Source organism: Desulfitobacterium sp. (assembly GCF_034927245.1).
GTDB lineage: Bacteria > Bacillota > Desulfitobacteriia > Desulfitobacteriales > Desulfitobacteriaceae > Desulfitobacterium_A.
Map to the genome: position 1 here is coordinate 105,514 of NZ_JAYFQK010000038.1, position 14,006 is coordinate 119,519.

The 14,006-nt window shown below is 57.5% G+C and carries 23 protein-coding genes; all 23 read right to left on the reverse strand.

Annotation, left to right across the window (positions count from 1 at the left end; genetic code table 11):
- Window positions 1-7 precede the first annotated feature (7 nt).
- Window positions 8-1,447 carry a terminase gene (locus VB077_RS09630; RefSeq protein ID WP_323415010.1) on the reverse strand — a complete coding sequence of 480 codons (1,440 nt, stop codon included), beginning with the start codon at window positions 1,445-1,447 and terminating at the stop codon, window positions 8-10.
- Window positions 1,434-2,216, reverse strand: a complete 783-nt coding sequence (gene terS / locus VB077_RS09635) for a phage terminase small subunit (RefSeq protein ID WP_323415011.1) — start codon at window positions 2,214-2,216, stop codon at window positions 1,434-1,436. Before terS ends, VB077_RS09630 begins: the two co-directional genes overlap by 14 nt.
- Before the next feature lie 15 nt (window positions 2,217-2,231).
- Window positions 2,232-3,590, reverse strand: a complete 1,359-nt coding sequence (locus tag VB077_RS09640; protein WP_323415012.1) for a site-specific DNA-methyltransferase — start codon at window positions 3,588-3,590, stop codon at window positions 2,232-2,234.
- Between the two features lie 146 nt (window positions 3,591-3,736).
- A complete protein-coding gene (locus VB077_RS09645; RefSeq protein WP_323415013.1) occupies window positions 3,737-4,264 on the reverse strand; it encodes a hypothetical protein in 528 nt (175 codons plus the stop codon).
- 77 nt (window positions 4,265-4,341) lie between these two features.
- Complete coding sequence (locus tag VB077_RS09650) at window positions 4,342-4,713, reverse strand: single-stranded DNA-binding protein (RefSeq protein WP_323415014.1); 372 nt, start codon at window positions 4,711-4,713, stop codon at window positions 4,342-4,344.
- Entirely contained in the window at window positions 4,710-5,144 is a 435-nt protein-coding gene (locus VB077_RS09655) for a VRR-NUC domain-containing protein (RefSeq protein ID WP_323415015.1), read from the reverse strand. The genes VB077_RS09650 and VB077_RS09655 overlap by 4 nt, the downstream gene beginning before the upstream one ends.
- Window positions 5,141-5,332, reverse strand: a complete 192-nt coding sequence (locus tag VB077_RS09660) for a hypothetical protein (protein WP_323415016.1) — start codon at window positions 5,330-5,332, stop codon at window positions 5,141-5,143. Before VB077_RS09660 ends, VB077_RS09655 begins: the two co-directional genes overlap by 4 nt.
- Window positions 5,322-6,320, reverse strand: a complete 999-nt coding sequence (locus VB077_RS09665; RefSeq protein ID WP_323415017.1) for a DUF5131 family protein — start codon at window positions 6,318-6,320, stop codon at window positions 5,322-5,324. The genes VB077_RS09660 and VB077_RS09665 overlap by 11 nt, the downstream gene beginning before the upstream one ends.
- A gap of 1 nt (window position 6,321) precedes the next feature.
- Window positions 6,322-6,480: a hypothetical protein gene (locus tag VB077_RS09670; RefSeq protein WP_323415018.1), complete on the reverse strand. Its 159-nt coding sequence runs from the start codon at window positions 6,478-6,480 to the stop codon at window positions 6,322-6,324.
- The gene (locus VB077_RS09675; RefSeq protein WP_323415019.1) at window positions 6,477-7,055 is read right to left on the reverse strand and encodes a hypothetical protein; all 579 of its coding nucleotides are present in this window, start codon (window positions 7,053-7,055) and stop codon (window positions 6,477-6,479) included. The genes VB077_RS09670 and VB077_RS09675 overlap by 4 nt, the downstream gene beginning before the upstream one ends.
- The gene (locus tag VB077_RS09680) at window positions 7,052-7,282 is read right to left on the reverse strand and encodes a hypothetical protein (RefSeq protein ID WP_323415020.1); all 231 of its coding nucleotides are present in this window, start codon (window positions 7,280-7,282) and stop codon (window positions 7,052-7,054) included. Before VB077_RS09680 ends, VB077_RS09675 begins: the two co-directional genes overlap by 4 nt.
- 24 nt (window positions 7,283-7,306) lie before the next feature.
- Window positions 7,307-7,570, reverse strand: coding sequence for a hypothetical protein (locus VB077_RS09685; protein WP_323415021.1), 264 nt, complete (start codon window positions 7,568-7,570; stop codon window positions 7,307-7,309).
- Complete coding sequence (locus VB077_RS09690) at window positions 7,567-8,139, reverse strand: hypothetical protein (RefSeq protein ID WP_323415022.1); 573 nt, start codon at window positions 8,137-8,139, stop codon at window positions 7,567-7,569. Before VB077_RS09690 ends, VB077_RS09685 begins: the two co-directional genes overlap by 4 nt.
- 13 nt (window positions 8,140-8,152) lie before the next feature.
- A complete protein-coding gene (locus VB077_RS09695; protein WP_323415023.1) occupies window positions 8,153-8,533 on the reverse strand; it encodes an ABC transporter ATPase in 381 nt (126 codons plus the stop codon).
- A gap of 2 nt (window positions 8,534-8,535) precedes the next feature.
- Window positions 8,536-8,979, reverse strand: coding sequence for a hypothetical protein (locus VB077_RS09700; RefSeq protein WP_323415024.1), 444 nt, complete (start codon window positions 8,977-8,979; stop codon window positions 8,536-8,538).
- A 14-nt stretch (window positions 8,980-8,993) separates the two neighbouring features.
- Complete coding sequence (locus VB077_RS09705) at window positions 8,994-9,332, reverse strand: hypothetical protein (protein ID WP_323415025.1); 339 nt, start codon at window positions 9,330-9,332, stop codon at window positions 8,994-8,996.
- The gene (locus VB077_RS09710) at window positions 9,329-9,682 is read right to left on the reverse strand and encodes an HNH endonuclease signature motif containing protein (protein WP_323415026.1); all 354 of its coding nucleotides are present in this window, start codon (window positions 9,680-9,682) and stop codon (window positions 9,329-9,331) included. The genes VB077_RS09705 and VB077_RS09710 overlap by 4 nt, the downstream gene beginning before the upstream one ends.
- Window positions 9,683-9,697: 15 nt before the next feature.
- Window positions 9,698-10,081, reverse strand: a complete 384-nt coding sequence (locus VB077_RS09715) for a hypothetical protein (RefSeq protein ID WP_323415027.1) — start codon at window positions 10,079-10,081, stop codon at window positions 9,698-9,700.
- Window positions 10,078-10,773 carry a hypothetical protein gene (locus tag VB077_RS09720; RefSeq protein ID WP_323415028.1) on the reverse strand — a complete coding sequence of 232 codons (696 nt, stop codon included), beginning with the start codon at window positions 10,771-10,773 and terminating at the stop codon, window positions 10,078-10,080. The genes VB077_RS09715 and VB077_RS09720 overlap by 4 nt, the downstream gene beginning before the upstream one ends.
- Window positions 10,761-11,708 carry a site-specific DNA-methyltransferase gene (locus VB077_RS09725; protein WP_323415029.1) on the reverse strand — a complete coding sequence of 316 codons (948 nt, stop codon included), beginning with the start codon at window positions 11,706-11,708 and terminating at the stop codon, window positions 10,761-10,763. The genes VB077_RS09720 and VB077_RS09725 overlap by 13 nt, the downstream gene beginning before the upstream one ends.
- Window positions 11,705-12,280 (reverse strand): hypothetical protein, encoded by a 576-nt coding sequence (locus VB077_RS09730; protein ID WP_323415030.1) that lies wholly within the window; start codon window positions 12,278-12,280, stop codon window positions 11,705-11,707. The genes VB077_RS09725 and VB077_RS09730 overlap by 4 nt, the downstream gene beginning before the upstream one ends.
- Window positions 12,277-13,329, reverse strand: a complete 1,053-nt coding sequence (locus tag VB077_RS09735; protein WP_323415031.1) for an ATP-binding protein — start codon at window positions 13,327-13,329, stop codon at window positions 12,277-12,279. Before VB077_RS09735 ends, VB077_RS09730 begins: the two co-directional genes overlap by 4 nt.
- The gene (locus tag VB077_RS09740) at window positions 13,214-14,005 is read right to left on the reverse strand and encodes a DUF6291 domain-containing protein (protein ID WP_323415032.1); all 792 of its coding nucleotides are present in this window, start codon (window positions 14,003-14,005) and stop codon (window positions 13,214-13,216) included. The genes VB077_RS09735 and VB077_RS09740 overlap by 116 nt, the downstream gene beginning before the upstream one ends.
- Window position 14,006: the final 1 nt, after the last annotated feature.

Below are 14,006 nucleotides of genomic sequence, written 5' to 3' on the forward strand. Positions count from 1 at the left end.
TCTTTCCCTAAAAATCTATTGACCAGTCGCTCTGGACTGGGTCGTACATGGCAAGGGCGAGCGCGTCAGCGATGTCCGGCGATTGGATGCCGCGTTTCTTCATCGCTTCCTTGCGCTCCAGTTCGATGCGCCCTGCGCTGTTGATGCTGTATCGTCTGTTGGATAGTTGGGTTATCTGGCGGTCGTCGTGCCAGAGGACAAGGGTCTGCTTGCGCAGTGCTTCGCGCACGGTTCCCCACATCACGCCCGTGCTGTTTGCGTATTCGACGGGGTCGTCTGGGCTTACCGTGCCGCCCTCGCCTCCGAAGTGGCACTCGTAAACCTCCAAAAGGAAAGGCACGGGGTCGGTATCGTTTTGCTCCGCCGCCTCGCGCCGTTTGTCGTTGATGCTGTTCTGGATTTCCTCCCGTTGTTCCCGGAGGCGGTCGTACACACCTACGCCCAGCCCGTCGCAGTCGATTTTGACATAAATCTCGCGGACGGTCTCGATGGAGGCGTATTGCCTGATTGCGGCGATGGTGTATCCGGCTATTTCCATCGTGTCGTTGTGATGGTAGATGTCCGGCTCGTCCTGTAGGGTCTTGTCTCGCACGGGGGCGATGACGCTGCTGTCGTCTCCGAACCGTGCCACGTCCACGCCGATATCTATGCGGCTCGGCTCGCGGGTGGGTCGGTCGGCTTCGCTTTGTCGCTCGCACCACTCCATCGGGATGAAGCTGTCGGGCAGAGCCTTTGGGAAGTCGCCGGAAACGCGCACCCTGAACACGTCGCTGTTCTCGCCGTACATCTCGATGATGGTGTTGATAAAGTCCTGCGAGACGCGGCGGCTTTTGCGCCCGTCGACGTGGAATGTCGAATACTGGGCGCGGTTCTTCGTGTGGCTGTCGTGGAAAAATCCAGTCAGGCGCGTCGGGTTTCCGCACATGAGCAGCTTTGCACCGGGTGTGGAAAGGGAACCGAGGACAGGCTCGAAGCGGTCATCATCCACGCCGCTCGCCTCGTCGATGATGTAGAGGATGTGTTCGGCGTGGAAGCCCTGAAGCGCGTCCGGCTTGGTTGCCGTACGTGCGACCGCGAACCATTCTTTTGCGTGTCCTTTCAGGTAGACGCGCTCCTGCGTCCAGACGATAACATTTTCAAGCGTTCGGCTGTGTCGTATCCACTTTGCAATCTCCGCCCATAGGATGTCTTTCAGCTGGTGGTCGGTGGGAGCCGTGCAAGGAATTTTCGGGTAGGGGCGAGTGCAAAGGAACCAGAGAACGAGCCAGCTTTCGACTGCGCTCTTTCCGATGCCGTGTCCGCTCCTCACGCTGGTCATCTGGTTCTTGGCGACGCTCTCCATGATGGCGCGTTGCGCCGCGTCCGGGGTCGCTCCTATAATGTGGGTCGTAAAATCGACGGGGGAGTTGATGAACCGTCGCATTGCTTTTATATCAATCGTCGCCATCTTTTTTCTCCTCCCATGCCGAATTGATAGCCTCGACGAGCGACGCGATTTCGTCGTCACCCGCAGTTAGAGCCTTGACCTTTGCTTCGGTCTCGGTAATCTGGCGGAGGCTGTCGGCGACGCGGCGCATTTCCGCACGGACACGGGTCAGAGCGTCGGTGAAGTTCCGTAGCTGCTCCTTTCGGGTTTCCTGCTCCTGCGATAGGCGGACGACCTTGGTAATCTCGCGCCCGTCCGCACCCTTGGTGCCTGTCGGCTCGGCGGTGCTGATGACGCGGTGGGTTATCATCTCCGCGCCGTTCTCGATGGCGTTGATGTGCCCCATCAGTCGCCGCTCGGTTATCTGGTGCTGGGCGTACAAGGCGCGGAGGCGGTCGCGTTCCTCCTGTTGGTCGAGGATGTCGAGCAAGGCTTTTTCCTCGTCGGTGAGAAGGTCGCCGTAAATCTGCATATACGCCCCGTGGGTGGCGGCGTTCGCATTTCCCAGCGGCGCACCTGCACCCACGGAGTTGCTGTTGCCGGGTTGACCGCCGGGTTTACGCTTCGGAGCGTTCCGTTTCCTATCGGAGCGTTCCGTATTTTTTTTCGGAGCGTTCCGCTCGTTTTTTTTTGAAGTCTGCGCCTCCCAGCGGTCTTTAGATTTCCATGCACGGACGGTCGCCTCTGGTACCTTTAACCGCTCGGCAATCTCGCATAGTTTAAGGCTTCTGCCGGAGGCTTCCCACATCTCTCGCGCTTTATCTCGCGCAGGGTCTCGCGCTCTCGGCATGGCGGCTCACCTCCCTTATTCGTTTGTTTCGACGAACGGGCAGGGGGTAGGCTCTCCGCCACGAAGGAGCGAGACCTCCGGGGTCTTCTCGTGGTCATAACACCACGCGATGTATCGCCGGACTATTACGTCACAGAATTTGGGGTCAAGTTCCATCATGTAACACGTTCGCGATAATTGTTCACAAGCCATGAGCGTACTGCCGGAGCCTCCGAACGGGTCAAGAACAATCCATCCGGCTTTACTGCTGTTGCTGACAAGCCGCCCCACGAGGGAGACGGGTTTCATCGTCGGGTGTTCTGCGTTTTTGGTAGGTTTGTTCTCGTGGAGGATGGTAGTGTACTGTTCCTGCCGCTTGACGTATTGCTTGATGTAGGCGAGCAGTTCAGGCTTTTTCATTTTGTCAAAGTTTGGTTGCTCGTCCTCGATGACCGTGGTCTGCGTCCTGTCGTCGATGAAATAGTGGGCTTCCCCGCCTTTCCATCCGTAGAGGATGGGTTCGTGCTTCCATTGGTAGTCCTGCCGCCCAAGGACGAGGGCGTTCTTCACCCAGATGAGGCATTGCTTCATCTCGAAGCCCGCACCCTCGAAAGCACGGCGGAAGTTCAGCCCCTCGCTGTCGGCGTGGAAGATATAAGCTGCGGCTCCGGGCTTGCTCACACGGTAAATGTTCCCAAACGCCGCGAGTAGGAATGCTTGAAACGCGGTATCTGTCTGCTTGTCATTGATGATTTTACCCGCCGTTCCTTCGTAGTCGACGTTGTAGGGAGGGTCGGTGACGGTCAGTCTTGCGCTGTGTCCGTCCATCAGCTGGTCGAAATCCTCCGTGCTGGTCGCATCTCCGCACATCAGACGGTGCTTGCCGTCGATGATGTAAATGTCCCCGCGCTCGGTGAATGGGGTCTCGCCGACCGCCTCGTATTCGCCCTCCGCGTCGAAGTCGTCATCTGCTTCCTCCTCCGTCGTGAATTGCGTCATGATGTCCTCAATCTCCGCCGTGTCAAATCCCGTCAGGGTCACGTCGTAGGCTCCTGTGTCGAGCAGTTCGAGGATGTCTCTCAGTCGAGGCATATCCCAATCGCCGGATATTTTATTCAATGCGATGTTGAGGGCTTTCTCGTCGTTGGGGTGGAGGTCGACGACCACGACGCTCTCCTCGGTGATGCCGAGGTCTTGCATAACTTTCAGCCGCTGGTGACCGCCCACGACGTGGCGGGTGCGTTCGTTCCAGATTATCGGCTCGACGTAGCCGAAGGTGCCGATGGAGCGTTTCAGCTTCTCGTACTCCGGGTCGCCGGGTTGCAGGTCTTTTCTGGGGTTGTATTCAGCGGGCTGTAATTCATCCAGCCGCATCTTTCTGATTTCCATTGCCATCGGGTCGCGCCTCCTTTCGTGCGGTTTGAGTGCAAATGAAAAAGCCGCCCCCGGTTTTTGGAGCGGCTTTTGGACACACTTTTGATTTTGACCATTATACCACGGATGTTTTTATGGGTAAATATCACAGAATTTATGGGCTATATTTACACCGCCGATGCTCCGTATAGCATCACTGCGATGTCCTTGACGATGCGTGTCCGTTGCTTCCAGACTTGGTTCGCACTGCATCCGAGGTCGGCGGCGATGTCCTCGTCATCGTAGCGGTCTATGTAGCGTCCTGTCACGGTGGGGTAGTAGGGGTCGTCTTTGAATGCTTCCATCGCACAGCGCACGGTTTCTATCTCGTGCTTGTCTATTGCAATGGTTGCTTCGAGGTCTTGGATGATTGCGTCCAGCATTTCCTCTGGGTCGACGCGGTATCCTGTCTTTTGAAAGCGGACAATACTCTTACTCCGACTTTGCGGCCCGTTGGCGCGGATTTCCTCCAGCTTCTCGATGTCCTCTTTAACCTTGCGGGTGAGTATGGGTATCGCGTACAGTCTGCGCTCGGTTGCTTTGAATGCGTCTTTTGCCGTCGAGGAGGCTTGCGCCCTCCCCGCCTGAAGCCCAGCGTTCACCGCTTCGGTGATGAGGGCTTTTGTATCTAATTTTGCCGCTGAATTCTTTGCCACTGCATTCGCCTCCTTTTGGCTACAACGAGGGACACCGCCCGCGAGGGCGGCTCCCTGTAATAGGTGATTTGTGTGGTCTATCTGTAGGGCGGGTATTCATCGTCCGCGCTGTCGTCGCGCTGGGGAGGTGCGCCGAGGAATTTAACCTCGTCAGCGATGCACTCCGAGACGGTGCGTTTGTTCCCGTCCTTGTCCTCGTAGTTGCGGTTGTGCCAGCTTCCCCGGACGGCGACCTGCCGCCCCTTGGTGAGGTATCTTGCGCACAGGTCTGCGGTATTCCGCCATGTGATGATGGTGATGTAGTCGGTCACCTTGTTGCCACTCTCCCGGTCTTTCTTGGACTGCTCACGCTCGACCGCGAGGGTGAATGAGCAGGTGCTGATTCCGCCGTTGGTCGTGCGATGCTCCGGGTCGCGGGTCAGGTTGCCGATTAAGAATACTTGGTTCATGCGCTCGCCCCCATGTTCAGGTATTCGAGGATGACCTTGCTGGCGGCTTCCCAGCCCTTGCAGACATGGACGAGGTAGTCCTGCTCGCCGAGGGCTTTCACCCAGTCCTTTTGAGTGTCACTAACCTTGCCGCCGCGCTGTCGTTTGAGTTCGATGTACAGCCCGTGGTAACCGCCGCGAGCGACAGGGAGAAAGATGTCTGGCACTCCCGACTTCACGCCCTCTGCCTTAAAGCGTCCCGCTTCGGCTTTGCTTCGACGCCCGCCGTTCGGCGTATGGTACATGAGGGCGAGTTCCGGGTATTTTCCGCGCTGCCATGCCGCCCAGTTAAAGAGCATCTGTTGTTCTTGGCTCTCGGTCGGTACCTGCGGCTCTGGCTTTTTCGCCTTTTTGGGGGCGGGTGGGGTTCTCCTGTATGTGTTCTGTTTCATGCTTTATCTCCTCCGTTTCTTTGGCATTCACAGCAGATGTCCTGCCATTCTCCATTGACTTTTTGGGATTTCCATCCCGCGCTCTTTTTCGCGTTCACTGCATCGTAGAAGTCAAACTCTCCGGGGAGTTCCTCCCCGCACAGGTCGCAGGTCGGCGTGTAGATGTCTCCAGACCTTTCAATGCTCATTTGGGGTTCCTCCTTTGTAGCATTTGTCGCAGATGTAAAACCTGCCAGATATGCGTGTCGCGGGTTTTCCTTGGACGCTTTCCCCGCATTGGCGACAGTTCTTCTTGTCTCGGACGCTCTCGACGCGTACCTTGTGCGCCTCCAGCCGCGCCCAGTCCGTGACTTTGACTTTGTTGATGTGCGCCATCATCTTTTCGGGGTGTTCCCTGATGAGGGGCTTGCCCCAGATGTCGGTCAGGCTGTCTTTCATGAATAGCGGCACTCCCGCGCTCTCACACGCCGCGCGGATATTTTCCACCCAGATACGCTCTGGTCGGTATTTTCGTGCGCCCGCCCCAGTCATGGCTCCGGCGATTACCCAGTTCGTGTTGGCGAGGGCTTCCGCTCCTGCGGTCTCAAACGGCGCGAGGATTGGTTCGATGCTCACAAAGGTGTTGTGTTTCTGGCTGTACCAGAATTCCGTCTCAGGGGTCGGTGCGCTCGTTCCCCACCAGTAGTTGTCGCCCTCCGGGAGGAGGTGCTTCTCCGCCAGTTCCGTGTACCTCTTTGGGTTCTTGGTGAGGAACATATAAACGTGCTGGGGTGCCTCGTGGCACTCGCGGAAGACGGCGGCAAGCCATTCATCCGGCACCCAGTCACCGAATAGGTCGGTCATGCTGCCGACGAATATCCGGCGTGGCTCCTTTGCGGTCTTCAGGTATTGCAGCTTGTAACCGTGCATTGTCGGTGCGAAACCTTTTGGGTACGGGGTAGAGCGGAGGTAGTTCCCGTCCGCATCCCGGAGGACTGTCGGTTTGGTCGCCACGAAGCACCGGGGGTCGTGTGCCGTCGCGTAGATGGTGCCGTTCTCCGGCCACTCCGAGAGCTTGGGTTGAAATCGCCGCGCTATGTTCCGGGCGTAGCAGTAGGGGCATCCGTGAAGGCATCCGCTGACGGGGTTCCACGTGCTGTCTGCCCAGTCGATTTTGGTTCTGTGGATTCCACTCACGCTACACACCTCCCGCGATGACGACGGCGGCGAGTGCCGCGATGGATACTGCCGCGACGATGGCGGCGTTCCTGCCCCTATGCTCATCCTCGTGGGCGATGCCGCCGAGTGATGAAATGGCAGCGATGATGAGCAGGGCGATTGTGATGGCTGTTTTCATTGTTCTTCCTCCTTATGCTTTTCTTGATAGAGCAACAACAATTCGCGGTATGGCATGAACGGCTCGACGGTCGCGCCATCCGTGTAGAAGAAAAGAATTCCCTTGATGAGGTTGTGCCATTGCGCTGGAGTTCCTACGCTGGGGCAGTCCCATCCGCGCTTGTCAGGGTCTTTTCTGTCCTTGAAGTCGTCTGTTTTGCCTGTCGTGAGCCATGTCACGTAGGCGTTAATCAGGCGGCGGGATTTGTCTGCGACCGCTCCGAAGCCCTCAAAGTGTTCTATGAGGCGTTCGAGGTGCTTCTTTATCCCAGTGTAGTGGGCATGGATTGCGACGAGGGTTCGTATCGTCCGGGCGTCCGCGCCGGGGTATCGTTTTTCGATTGCTACTTCTAAGGCTTGTTCTGCTGGGAAAACAAAGCCGACGCTGAAATTTTCAGGGGTCTTCCACCAGAGTGCGCCGTGTTCGCTTTCGAGGATGCGTTCGGCGAGTTCTCCGAAATTCGCTTGCTTCCCCGCCTCGAAGGTATCCGCGAGCGATTCCAGAACATTCTTGATTCCTTGCTCGATGTCGTTCATATCTCCTCGCTCCTCTCCAGTATATTTAGTGAAATGATGTCGCCCTTTTTGAAGTGTGTAGACATTCCAAAATCGTTTACAAACCGAAAATCTCCGCTGTCTCTTTTAAACGCGCCCGACATTCTCTGCATCCACGCTCTGTTTCCATCGATGCTGCCTGTGACAGTAATCGGAACGTCCCACGGTATGTCGTCAAAGCTATCGATTCTCCCGGTTGTTTTATACATATTTCTCTCCTTTCTGGCTGTCGCTCATATCTCAAATCCTCCATCTAAAACGCACTGGCGGCAGACCGCCTCATATTCCTCATCGCATTCTCCCTGTGGGCAGTTCTTGTTTCCTGCGTTGGCACAAACGTGATAGGTCATGGCTGCCTGTCCTTCGTCGTATGCGGTGTTCATGAGTTCTGTGGCATCGATGCGGATGCGCTGGCGCATCTCCTCGGTGAAGGTCTGTCCTACGAAGCCCGCCGTCGTGCGGCGCAGGTCGCCGAGAAGGTCGTGTCTGGTCTTCATAGTGCGTCCTCCTTTTGGAATGTAATCACCCATACCCACGGGTTCGTGTCCCATCCGTATCCACGCTTGGCGTTGAGGCTGTCCCATAAGTGCGCGAATTTCTCAATCGCCCAGCCTCCTTCAGCCCATTCCATGTTTTCGCCCAGCGGCACCTTGATGATGCCCTCTGCGTAACAGTCCGCCTCTGTGATGTCCTGAAGCCGCTCCGCCCTGATACTGGTAACGCGCAGGAACAGTCTCGCCGCCTTACGGGGCATGAAAATAGATGGCTTCCATTTAGGTTCCTTGGTGTATCCGGCTTCTTTTGCGCTGCCTCCATCGGCTTTGTAAATTACATGGTCACACCAGTCGCCGTTCCATGTCTCCCTCACCCAGAGGATGTCGCCGACCGTGTAAGGGGATAGCCTATTTTCGGGGTCAGCCACAAACGAGGGGGAGAAGCCATCCTTTTCGAGCCATTCGAGCGCGGTTCCTTTTACTATCCGACGCGTCATGGTCTTGCGGTCGCCGAGGATGGCTTGCACCATAAGGGTGCTGAAAAGTATCGGGCGTTCTCTTTTGATGCTCACGTCCTGTCCCTCCTTACTTTTCGTAAGTGCCGAGTACGCGCCGTTCGATGCGGTCTTCGACGCGTCGGTTCATCCACATGAGGGCTTCCTCGATGTGGGTCAGCGCACAGGCGTTTTCCCGCGTGGCGTATTCGCCCTGCTGGAAGTGTTTCAGTCGGTCGCGGACGATTTCGAGCAGGTCGCTATCGATGACGCCATGGCGGGCGACGGGGTCTTTCCGTGCGCCCTTTTGGAATTGGATGGTTGCGATTTCGAGTTCCGGTGCATCTCTCTCGGTGGGCGTGTTGCCGCTTCGTATCACGTAGTCGTGATACGCCCCTCCGGGTCCGATGTCGCCCGTCTGATAGACGGTGTTTAGGTTCTCGCGTTTCTGGATGGTGCTAAGTTTGTTCATGGCTATTCCTCCTCATAAAATTCATTTTGCGGGCAGGTCTTACACCTGTCGCATGGTTCATCGTCGTAATTACTACGCTGGTATCCGGCGCAGGTACCGTCTGGGTATTTGTGGGCATCGGCGCACATTGGCGGGGGCATCTTTACCGCCCGGTCGTCCCAGTATTCGTTGGCGAAAACTTTGATTGTGTCGCCTCCGAATGCCTCCACAATTTCGGGGAGGTTTCGGTTGACCGCATCGAGGTGGATGCCCTGCTGGTCGCACCAGTCGGTGGCGGCGGTCAGCTGGTCGTCACGGCGGCACGTCCAGAGGATGACCTTTGCGCCGTTCTCTTGCTCGCGCTTCAGCGCGGCGAGGGTTTCTGGTATCGGCTCCCCGATGTCGGGGAAGCGGTTTGTTACGAGGCATCCGTCGAAATCGACGGCGATGATTTTGGGGTGGTTCATAGTTCGTATTCCTCCTATCCGCGAAGTCTGATAATTTCCAGTGCCAGCCGCTCGTTCTCCTTGGTGAGACGGCTGACCTCGGTTTTCAGCTTTGCCTTGTATCCGCTCTTGTCGAGCAGGGTTTCGAGCATTTCCGGCAGTGCGTCATAAAGCCGCCCGCACATTCCGCCGCCCGGATTCACCATCTGTGCGATTGTTTCGAGGGTGTTCCTGTACCACTCCTCGCGCTTTACAAACATCTCGCGAGTGCGGACATATAGCTTGCTGAACCTGCACGTTTCGCAGTTGAACGGCTCTTTCCACGCTTCGTCGAACGATTTTTCTATGGGCTTTTCGTCGGTTGTGTATTTCATTTTGTCGCCTCCTGTTTCTCGAAGTAAAATGTCACCCTGTGGGGGTTAGGTTTGACCAGCCCGAAGCGGACGGCGTTGCGATAGGTCACGCTGTCCCGCTTAAGGACGGCGGGGAATTTCTCGACCGCTTCTCTGAAATGCTCCAGCGTCCGCGTGTCCTTGTAGTGATTGCAAGAGCGGCAGGAGGGGAGCATATTATCCATCTCGTCTGCGCCGCCGTGGGCGAGTGGGATGACGTGGTCGACCGCCATCCGCTCGTATTCCAGTTCACACCCGCAGTAGGCACAATGTCCGTTTGTCTTCTGGTAAATTTCGCGCCGCTGGGCTTTCGTCAGCTGTCTGCGCTTCATTGGCTCCGCCTCCTTTCACGCGCCCGTGCGCTCGCATTTCTTTATCCATTTGGGCGGTATTTTGCCTTTGTAGATGTACCAGTCTTCGCTTCCCGACCAGCCCTCGACGATTTCCCTGTGTTCGGGCTTCAGGTCTTTCACGAAGGTCAATGCTCTGTAGAGTTTCCGCACCCTGCTGGGCGGTATCTCCACGGTCAGGCGGTACGCCGTCCGGCTGTATGGGATGAGGTGACTGGTCGCCCAGCTTTGGTTCTTTGGGTCAGGGTCGGCTGTGAGCCATTGGCAGTCGTCTATGAAGGACGTGTGCCCGTCTCCCAGAAGCGGGAATTTCCCGAGCGTCAGTCCGTTTTTCCTGATGCCCTCGACCATGTGGGCGGGGCAGAAATGGTATAAAATCATGCGTTTGCCACCTCCTTACGCGTCCGGCTGTTTGCCCTGAAGAACGCGGCCGCAAAACCTGCCGGGGTTATTGCTCTTGCCGCCGCTCGGCGTTCGTCGCCGCGAAACTGCTTGATGTAGTCCTCGTATTCGGGAGGATACTCGCATCGGCTCCATTCCGCCGCGTGTGTGCGCCCCTTGCGGCTGGTTCGAGGGGCGGGCTTTTCCTTGTGGGTCGGGGTCGGTGGGTTGAAATATCCCCATACGTCGGTCGCCTTGACGCGGTCTTCTCCGAATTGCCATTGCTCGAAGGTGTACTTTGGTACTCCGAGGAAGCGGCGGAGCAGTCCTCGCGGGTTCTCCAAAGCCCAGAAGTCGAGGTGGGCGTGGAGTTGCACCTCTTGGATTATCCTCATGCAAGCTGCGACCGTCTCCATGCCTGCCGCGAGGTTTCGCGGTCTCGCTCCCTTGGCGATGCTGAATTCGGTACATGGGGGGGCGGCAAGGATGCCGACAAGGTCGCTGTATAGCACCGTGTTGGTCTCGTGGTAGTGAACGTCCATCTGCTCGAAGTGCATTGCATGGGTTCCAAATTCCACCCGCGTCACGTCGTAGGCAGGGAGGGTTATCAGTTCGACTTCGTATCCCGCTTCTCGGTATGGGCGGCTCCACGCTCCTGTCCCGCCGCAGAGGTCGAGGATTACATTTCGCATTTTGCCAGCCTCCTCTCCGCGATGGCGACGTATTCAGGGTTGATGTCTATCCCGATGAACCTGCGCCCGTGGTACTGGGCGACCATGCCCGTCGTTCCACTTCCGCAGAAGGGGTCTATTACCAGCCCTCCGGGGCGGCTGCTTGCAAGGACGCAAGGCTCGATAAGGTCGGGCGGGAAGACCGCGAAGTGCGCCTCTTTGCACGGCTTTGTCGTGACCGTCCAGACGCTCCTCCTGTTGCGTGTGGTGACGGGCGGGTGGTCTTCGTTATGGTATCGGGCGTTGAAGCCCTCATACCTCTTACCGTGTCCGTCCTGCTTCCTGCGCCCGGCATTCTCTCTGGCTACGCCCTTGCTCCCGCGCGGCGGGTGTGGGTCGCCATCGACCGCCAGTTCCTTGACCGCGTCGCCGTCGTAGTAGTAATTCCGGGACTTGGTCAGCATGAATACGTACTCATGCGCCCGTGTGCATCGGTCTTTGACGCTTTCCGGCATGGCATTGGGCTTCTGCCAGATTACGTCTTGTCGGAGGTACCAGCCGTCCGAGCGTAGCGCAAAAGCGAGGAGCCACGGTATCCCGATGAGGTCTTTGGGTTTCACGTTATCAAGTGCGCCTGTCGGGAGCGTCATCCCGCGCACCTTGCTTCTCTTAGCATCCTGGATGCCTCCACCGTTCGCGGTCTGTCCTTTTCCGCTCCCTGCGTAACTGTCGCCGATGACTACCCAGAGGGTGCCATCGTCTTTGAGCGTTCGGCGCACCTCGCGGAATATCTCGACGAGGTTTTGGATAAACTCATTAGGGGTTGCCTCGGTGCCTATCTGCCCGTCCACACCATAGTCGCGTAAACCGAAGTATGGCGGGCTGGTGATGCAAGCGTCGACGGATGCGGTTTCTATCGTCCGCAGTCCGGCGAGCGCGTCAGCTGTGATAATCATCGCCATTCCTCCTTGAAAAAGTTGTGAAGTTGCCCGTCGTCGCCTCTCCGCCCTGTGAAGAACAGGTACCCGCTCGTTTCCGCATATGGCGGGAGGATGGGGGCGGTTTCGCCGCTCTCCCAAGCTGCCAGAGTATCTTCTACGACCGTCCGTATCTCGTCGGTGACGGGGTGCTTGGGCTTGTACCCGACGAATTGGCGGGGTGTGGTCAGCACTTCCTCCAGTGTGTCGCCGAAGCATCCGGCTTCGAGGCGGTTTATCACCGTCCACACGCAGAGGCTCTGTTCTGCAGGGGTGCATCCCCGCGCCTCTCCCCAGACCATCTTGGCGAGCATCTCGATCTCCCGTTCGGTGTAGCGCGGTTCTGGGGTCGCTTCCGGCGTTGGTGTGGGAGTTGCGCTCGCGGGTGACGGCGTAGGCGGCGAGGCGTAGGTGAGCGTCTGGGTGCGGGTCTGGGTTGCGTCCGGCATCCGCACCGCGACGGTCTTGTTATCTGTCGGCCACGCCGCGAAGGTGACGGCTCCTGCCATCAAAATCAGAAACGCGGCGGTGGCTGTAAGTAATCGTTTCATTTGCTCCTCCAATCCTGCCCTATCATCGTCATGGCGGTGGTGGTCTCATGGAGGCGGCTTAGTATGGCGCGTATCCTGTGTTCGCCGACGTTGCGTGGCGATTCCATCGCTATCAGTCCGTCCTCGTTGAAGTTCGTCGTGATGATGACTGGCTTTTGGTTCTCGTATCGGTCGTTGAGTATCGCGTACAGTTGGGCGGTCGTCCAGTCTGTGGCTTGCTCCTTACCGAGGTCGTCGATGATGAGCAGGTCGCATTCCTTGTACCGCGCCAGTATCTTCCGCTCGGAGCCGTCGTCCTTGTCGAAGGTCTCCTTGATGTCCCTGAACAGGTCGTCGGCTGTTTTAAATATCACGCGCCATTCTTTCTCGATGAGGTAGAGCGCAATGGCGGCGGCGAGGTGGGTCTTACCAGTGCCGAACGTCCCTTCGATGTAAAGTCCGCCACCCTCTACGGCGTGTCGCTCGAAGTTCTCCGCATAGGCGCGGGCTGTGTCGTAGGAGCGTTTTCGCTCTGCGGTGTCGGTCACGAAGTTCTCAAATGTCCGGCGCATGAAGCGTTGCTTGATGCCGCTCCTTTCGAGGAGTTCCGTTACTTTCGCCCGGTGCCATTCCTCTCGTTCGCGGCGTTCGCGTTCCTCCTGCTGGCGTTTGGCTTCCGCGTCGCGCTCGGCCCATGCTTCTGTCGCTTCCGGGCAGTCGCACCTCTGTGGTACCTTTGACCATCCAGAGCAGGTCGGCTCCCTGTCGTGTATGTAGGGGCTGTTCGCTCTGGGTGGTTCGATTCTGCCGAGGTGATATAGCGTCTTTCCGCAGAATTCGCAGGTTACCGGCTCTGGGGCGCGGCTTCCTCCTTGGATTTTGCGCTCCCGGATTTCCTCCGAAGTGAGGACGCTGGCTCCGGCGTAGTATTCGGTGCCGAAGTAAATCTCCGCCTCACTCGCCGTCAGGACTTGAACGTTTAAACCCAGTGCTTGGCTTGAAGCTGCTCCAATCTTCGCGCGGAGCGGCAGGTTTTCCATAACCTCCTCCAGCGTTTGAGGTTTTCCCACCGTCATCACCTCCTCCCGGCGTTAATTCGTCGTCCCATCGCCCCTGATTGAGCCATGTCGCGGGGTTCGGTATGTACCGTCCCTTCTCGCGTTGCCATTGCTCGCTCTGCTTGGCACTTTCTATCGCGTCGAGGATTTTGCGGAGAAGGGCGGCGGAGGGCTTGATTTTGTTCCACGCCTTGCGGGCCGCCTCTTTCCCGACTTTTTTCGGATAAGCAGACCAGAATTGGTCGAATGGAGGAGGGGCGGGAGGGGCGACCGTTCCCGCGCCGTTTCCCCCTGTGGGGGGTAAGGGGGGAGTGTCCTTATCCCCATCCTTATCCACATCCACATCAGTAATCCTTAATCCTAAATCCTTATCCTTATCCTCAGATATATCGCTTGCGGTTTGCTCGGGTTTTGCTTGCGGTTTGCTTGGCGTTTGCTCGTCGTTTGCTTCGCCTTTGCTTTTACCACCCTTTGAACCAGCCGCCGCTCTTGCTTGGCTTTTGTCAAGGGTTGGCTTGACAAGGGCGAACATCGCCTTTGCTACACCGCTTAATGCCATCTCCTCGCTGTCGATGCCGTACTGGATGATGGCATCGTAAAAGGCGAGTCTTTGCTTGTCGGTCAGTTCTTTGGCGGCTTCGTAGTAGCTGCGAAAGAACGTAAACGCCCTTTTTTCGTCGTCTGCCACG

Coding starts and splice junctions, on each gene's coding strand:
- VB077_RS09630 (WP_323415010.1), bottom strand. CDS start 1,447: ATGGCGACGATTGATATAAAAGCAATGCGACGGTTCATCAACTCCCCC.
- terS (WP_323415011.1), bottom strand. CDS start 2,216: ATGCCGAGAGCGCGAGACCCTGCGCGAGATAAAGCGCGAGAGATGTGG.
- VB077_RS09640 (WP_323415012.1), bottom strand. CDS start 3,590: ATGGCAATGGAAATCAGAAAGATGCGGCTGGATGAATTACAGCCCGCT.
- VB077_RS09650 (WP_323415014.1), bottom strand. CDS start 4,713: ATGAACCAAGTATTCTTAATCGGCAACCTGACCCGCGACCCGGAGCAT.
- VB077_RS09655 (WP_323415015.1), bottom strand. CDS start 5,144: ATGAAACAGAACACATACAGGAGAACCCCACCCGCCCCCAAAAAGGCG.
- VB077_RS09660 (WP_323415016.1), bottom strand. CDS start 5,332: ATGAGCATTGAAAGGTCTGGAGACATCTACACGCCGACCTGCGACCTG.
- VB077_RS09670 (WP_323415018.1), bottom strand. CDS start 6,480: ATGAAAACAGCCATCACAATCGCCCTGCTCATCATCGCTGCCATTTCA.
- VB077_RS09675 (WP_323415019.1), bottom strand. CDS start 7,055: ATGAACGACATCGAGCAAGGAATCAAGAATGTTCTGGAATCGCTCGCG.
- VB077_RS09680 (WP_323415020.1), bottom strand. CDS start 7,282: ATGTATAAAACAACCGGGAGAATCGATAGCTTTGACGACATACCGTGG.
- VB077_RS09685 (WP_323415021.1), bottom strand. CDS start 7,570: ATGAAGACCAGACACGACCTTCTCGGCGACCTGCGCCGCACGACGGCG.
- VB077_RS09695 (WP_323415023.1), bottom strand. CDS start 8,533: ATGAACAAACTTAGCACCATCCAGAAACGCGAGAACCTAAACACCGTC.
- VB077_RS09700 (WP_323415024.1), bottom strand. CDS start 8,979: ATGAACCACCCCAAAATCATCGCCGTCGATTTCGACGGATGCCTCGTA.
- VB077_RS09705 (WP_323415025.1), bottom strand. CDS start 9,332: ATGAAATACACAACCGACGAAAAGCCCATAGAAAAATCGTTCGACGAA.
- VB077_RS09710 (WP_323415026.1), bottom strand. CDS start 9,682: ATGAAGCGCAGACAGCTGACGAAAGCCCAGCGGCGCGAAATTTACCAG.
- VB077_RS09715 (WP_323415027.1), bottom strand. CDS start 10,081: ATGATTTTATACCATTTCTGCCCCGCCCACATGGTCGAGGGCATCAGG.
- VB077_RS09720 (WP_323415028.1), bottom strand. CDS start 10,773: ATGCGAAATGTAATCCTCGACCTCTGCGGCGGGACAGGAGCGTGGAGC.
- VB077_RS09725 (WP_323415029.1), bottom strand. CDS start 11,708: ATGATTATCACAGCTGACGCGCTCGCCGGACTGCGGACGATAGAAACC.
- VB077_RS09730 (WP_323415030.1), bottom strand. CDS start 12,280: ATGAAACGATTACTTACAGCCACCGCCGCGTTTCTGATTTTGATGGCA.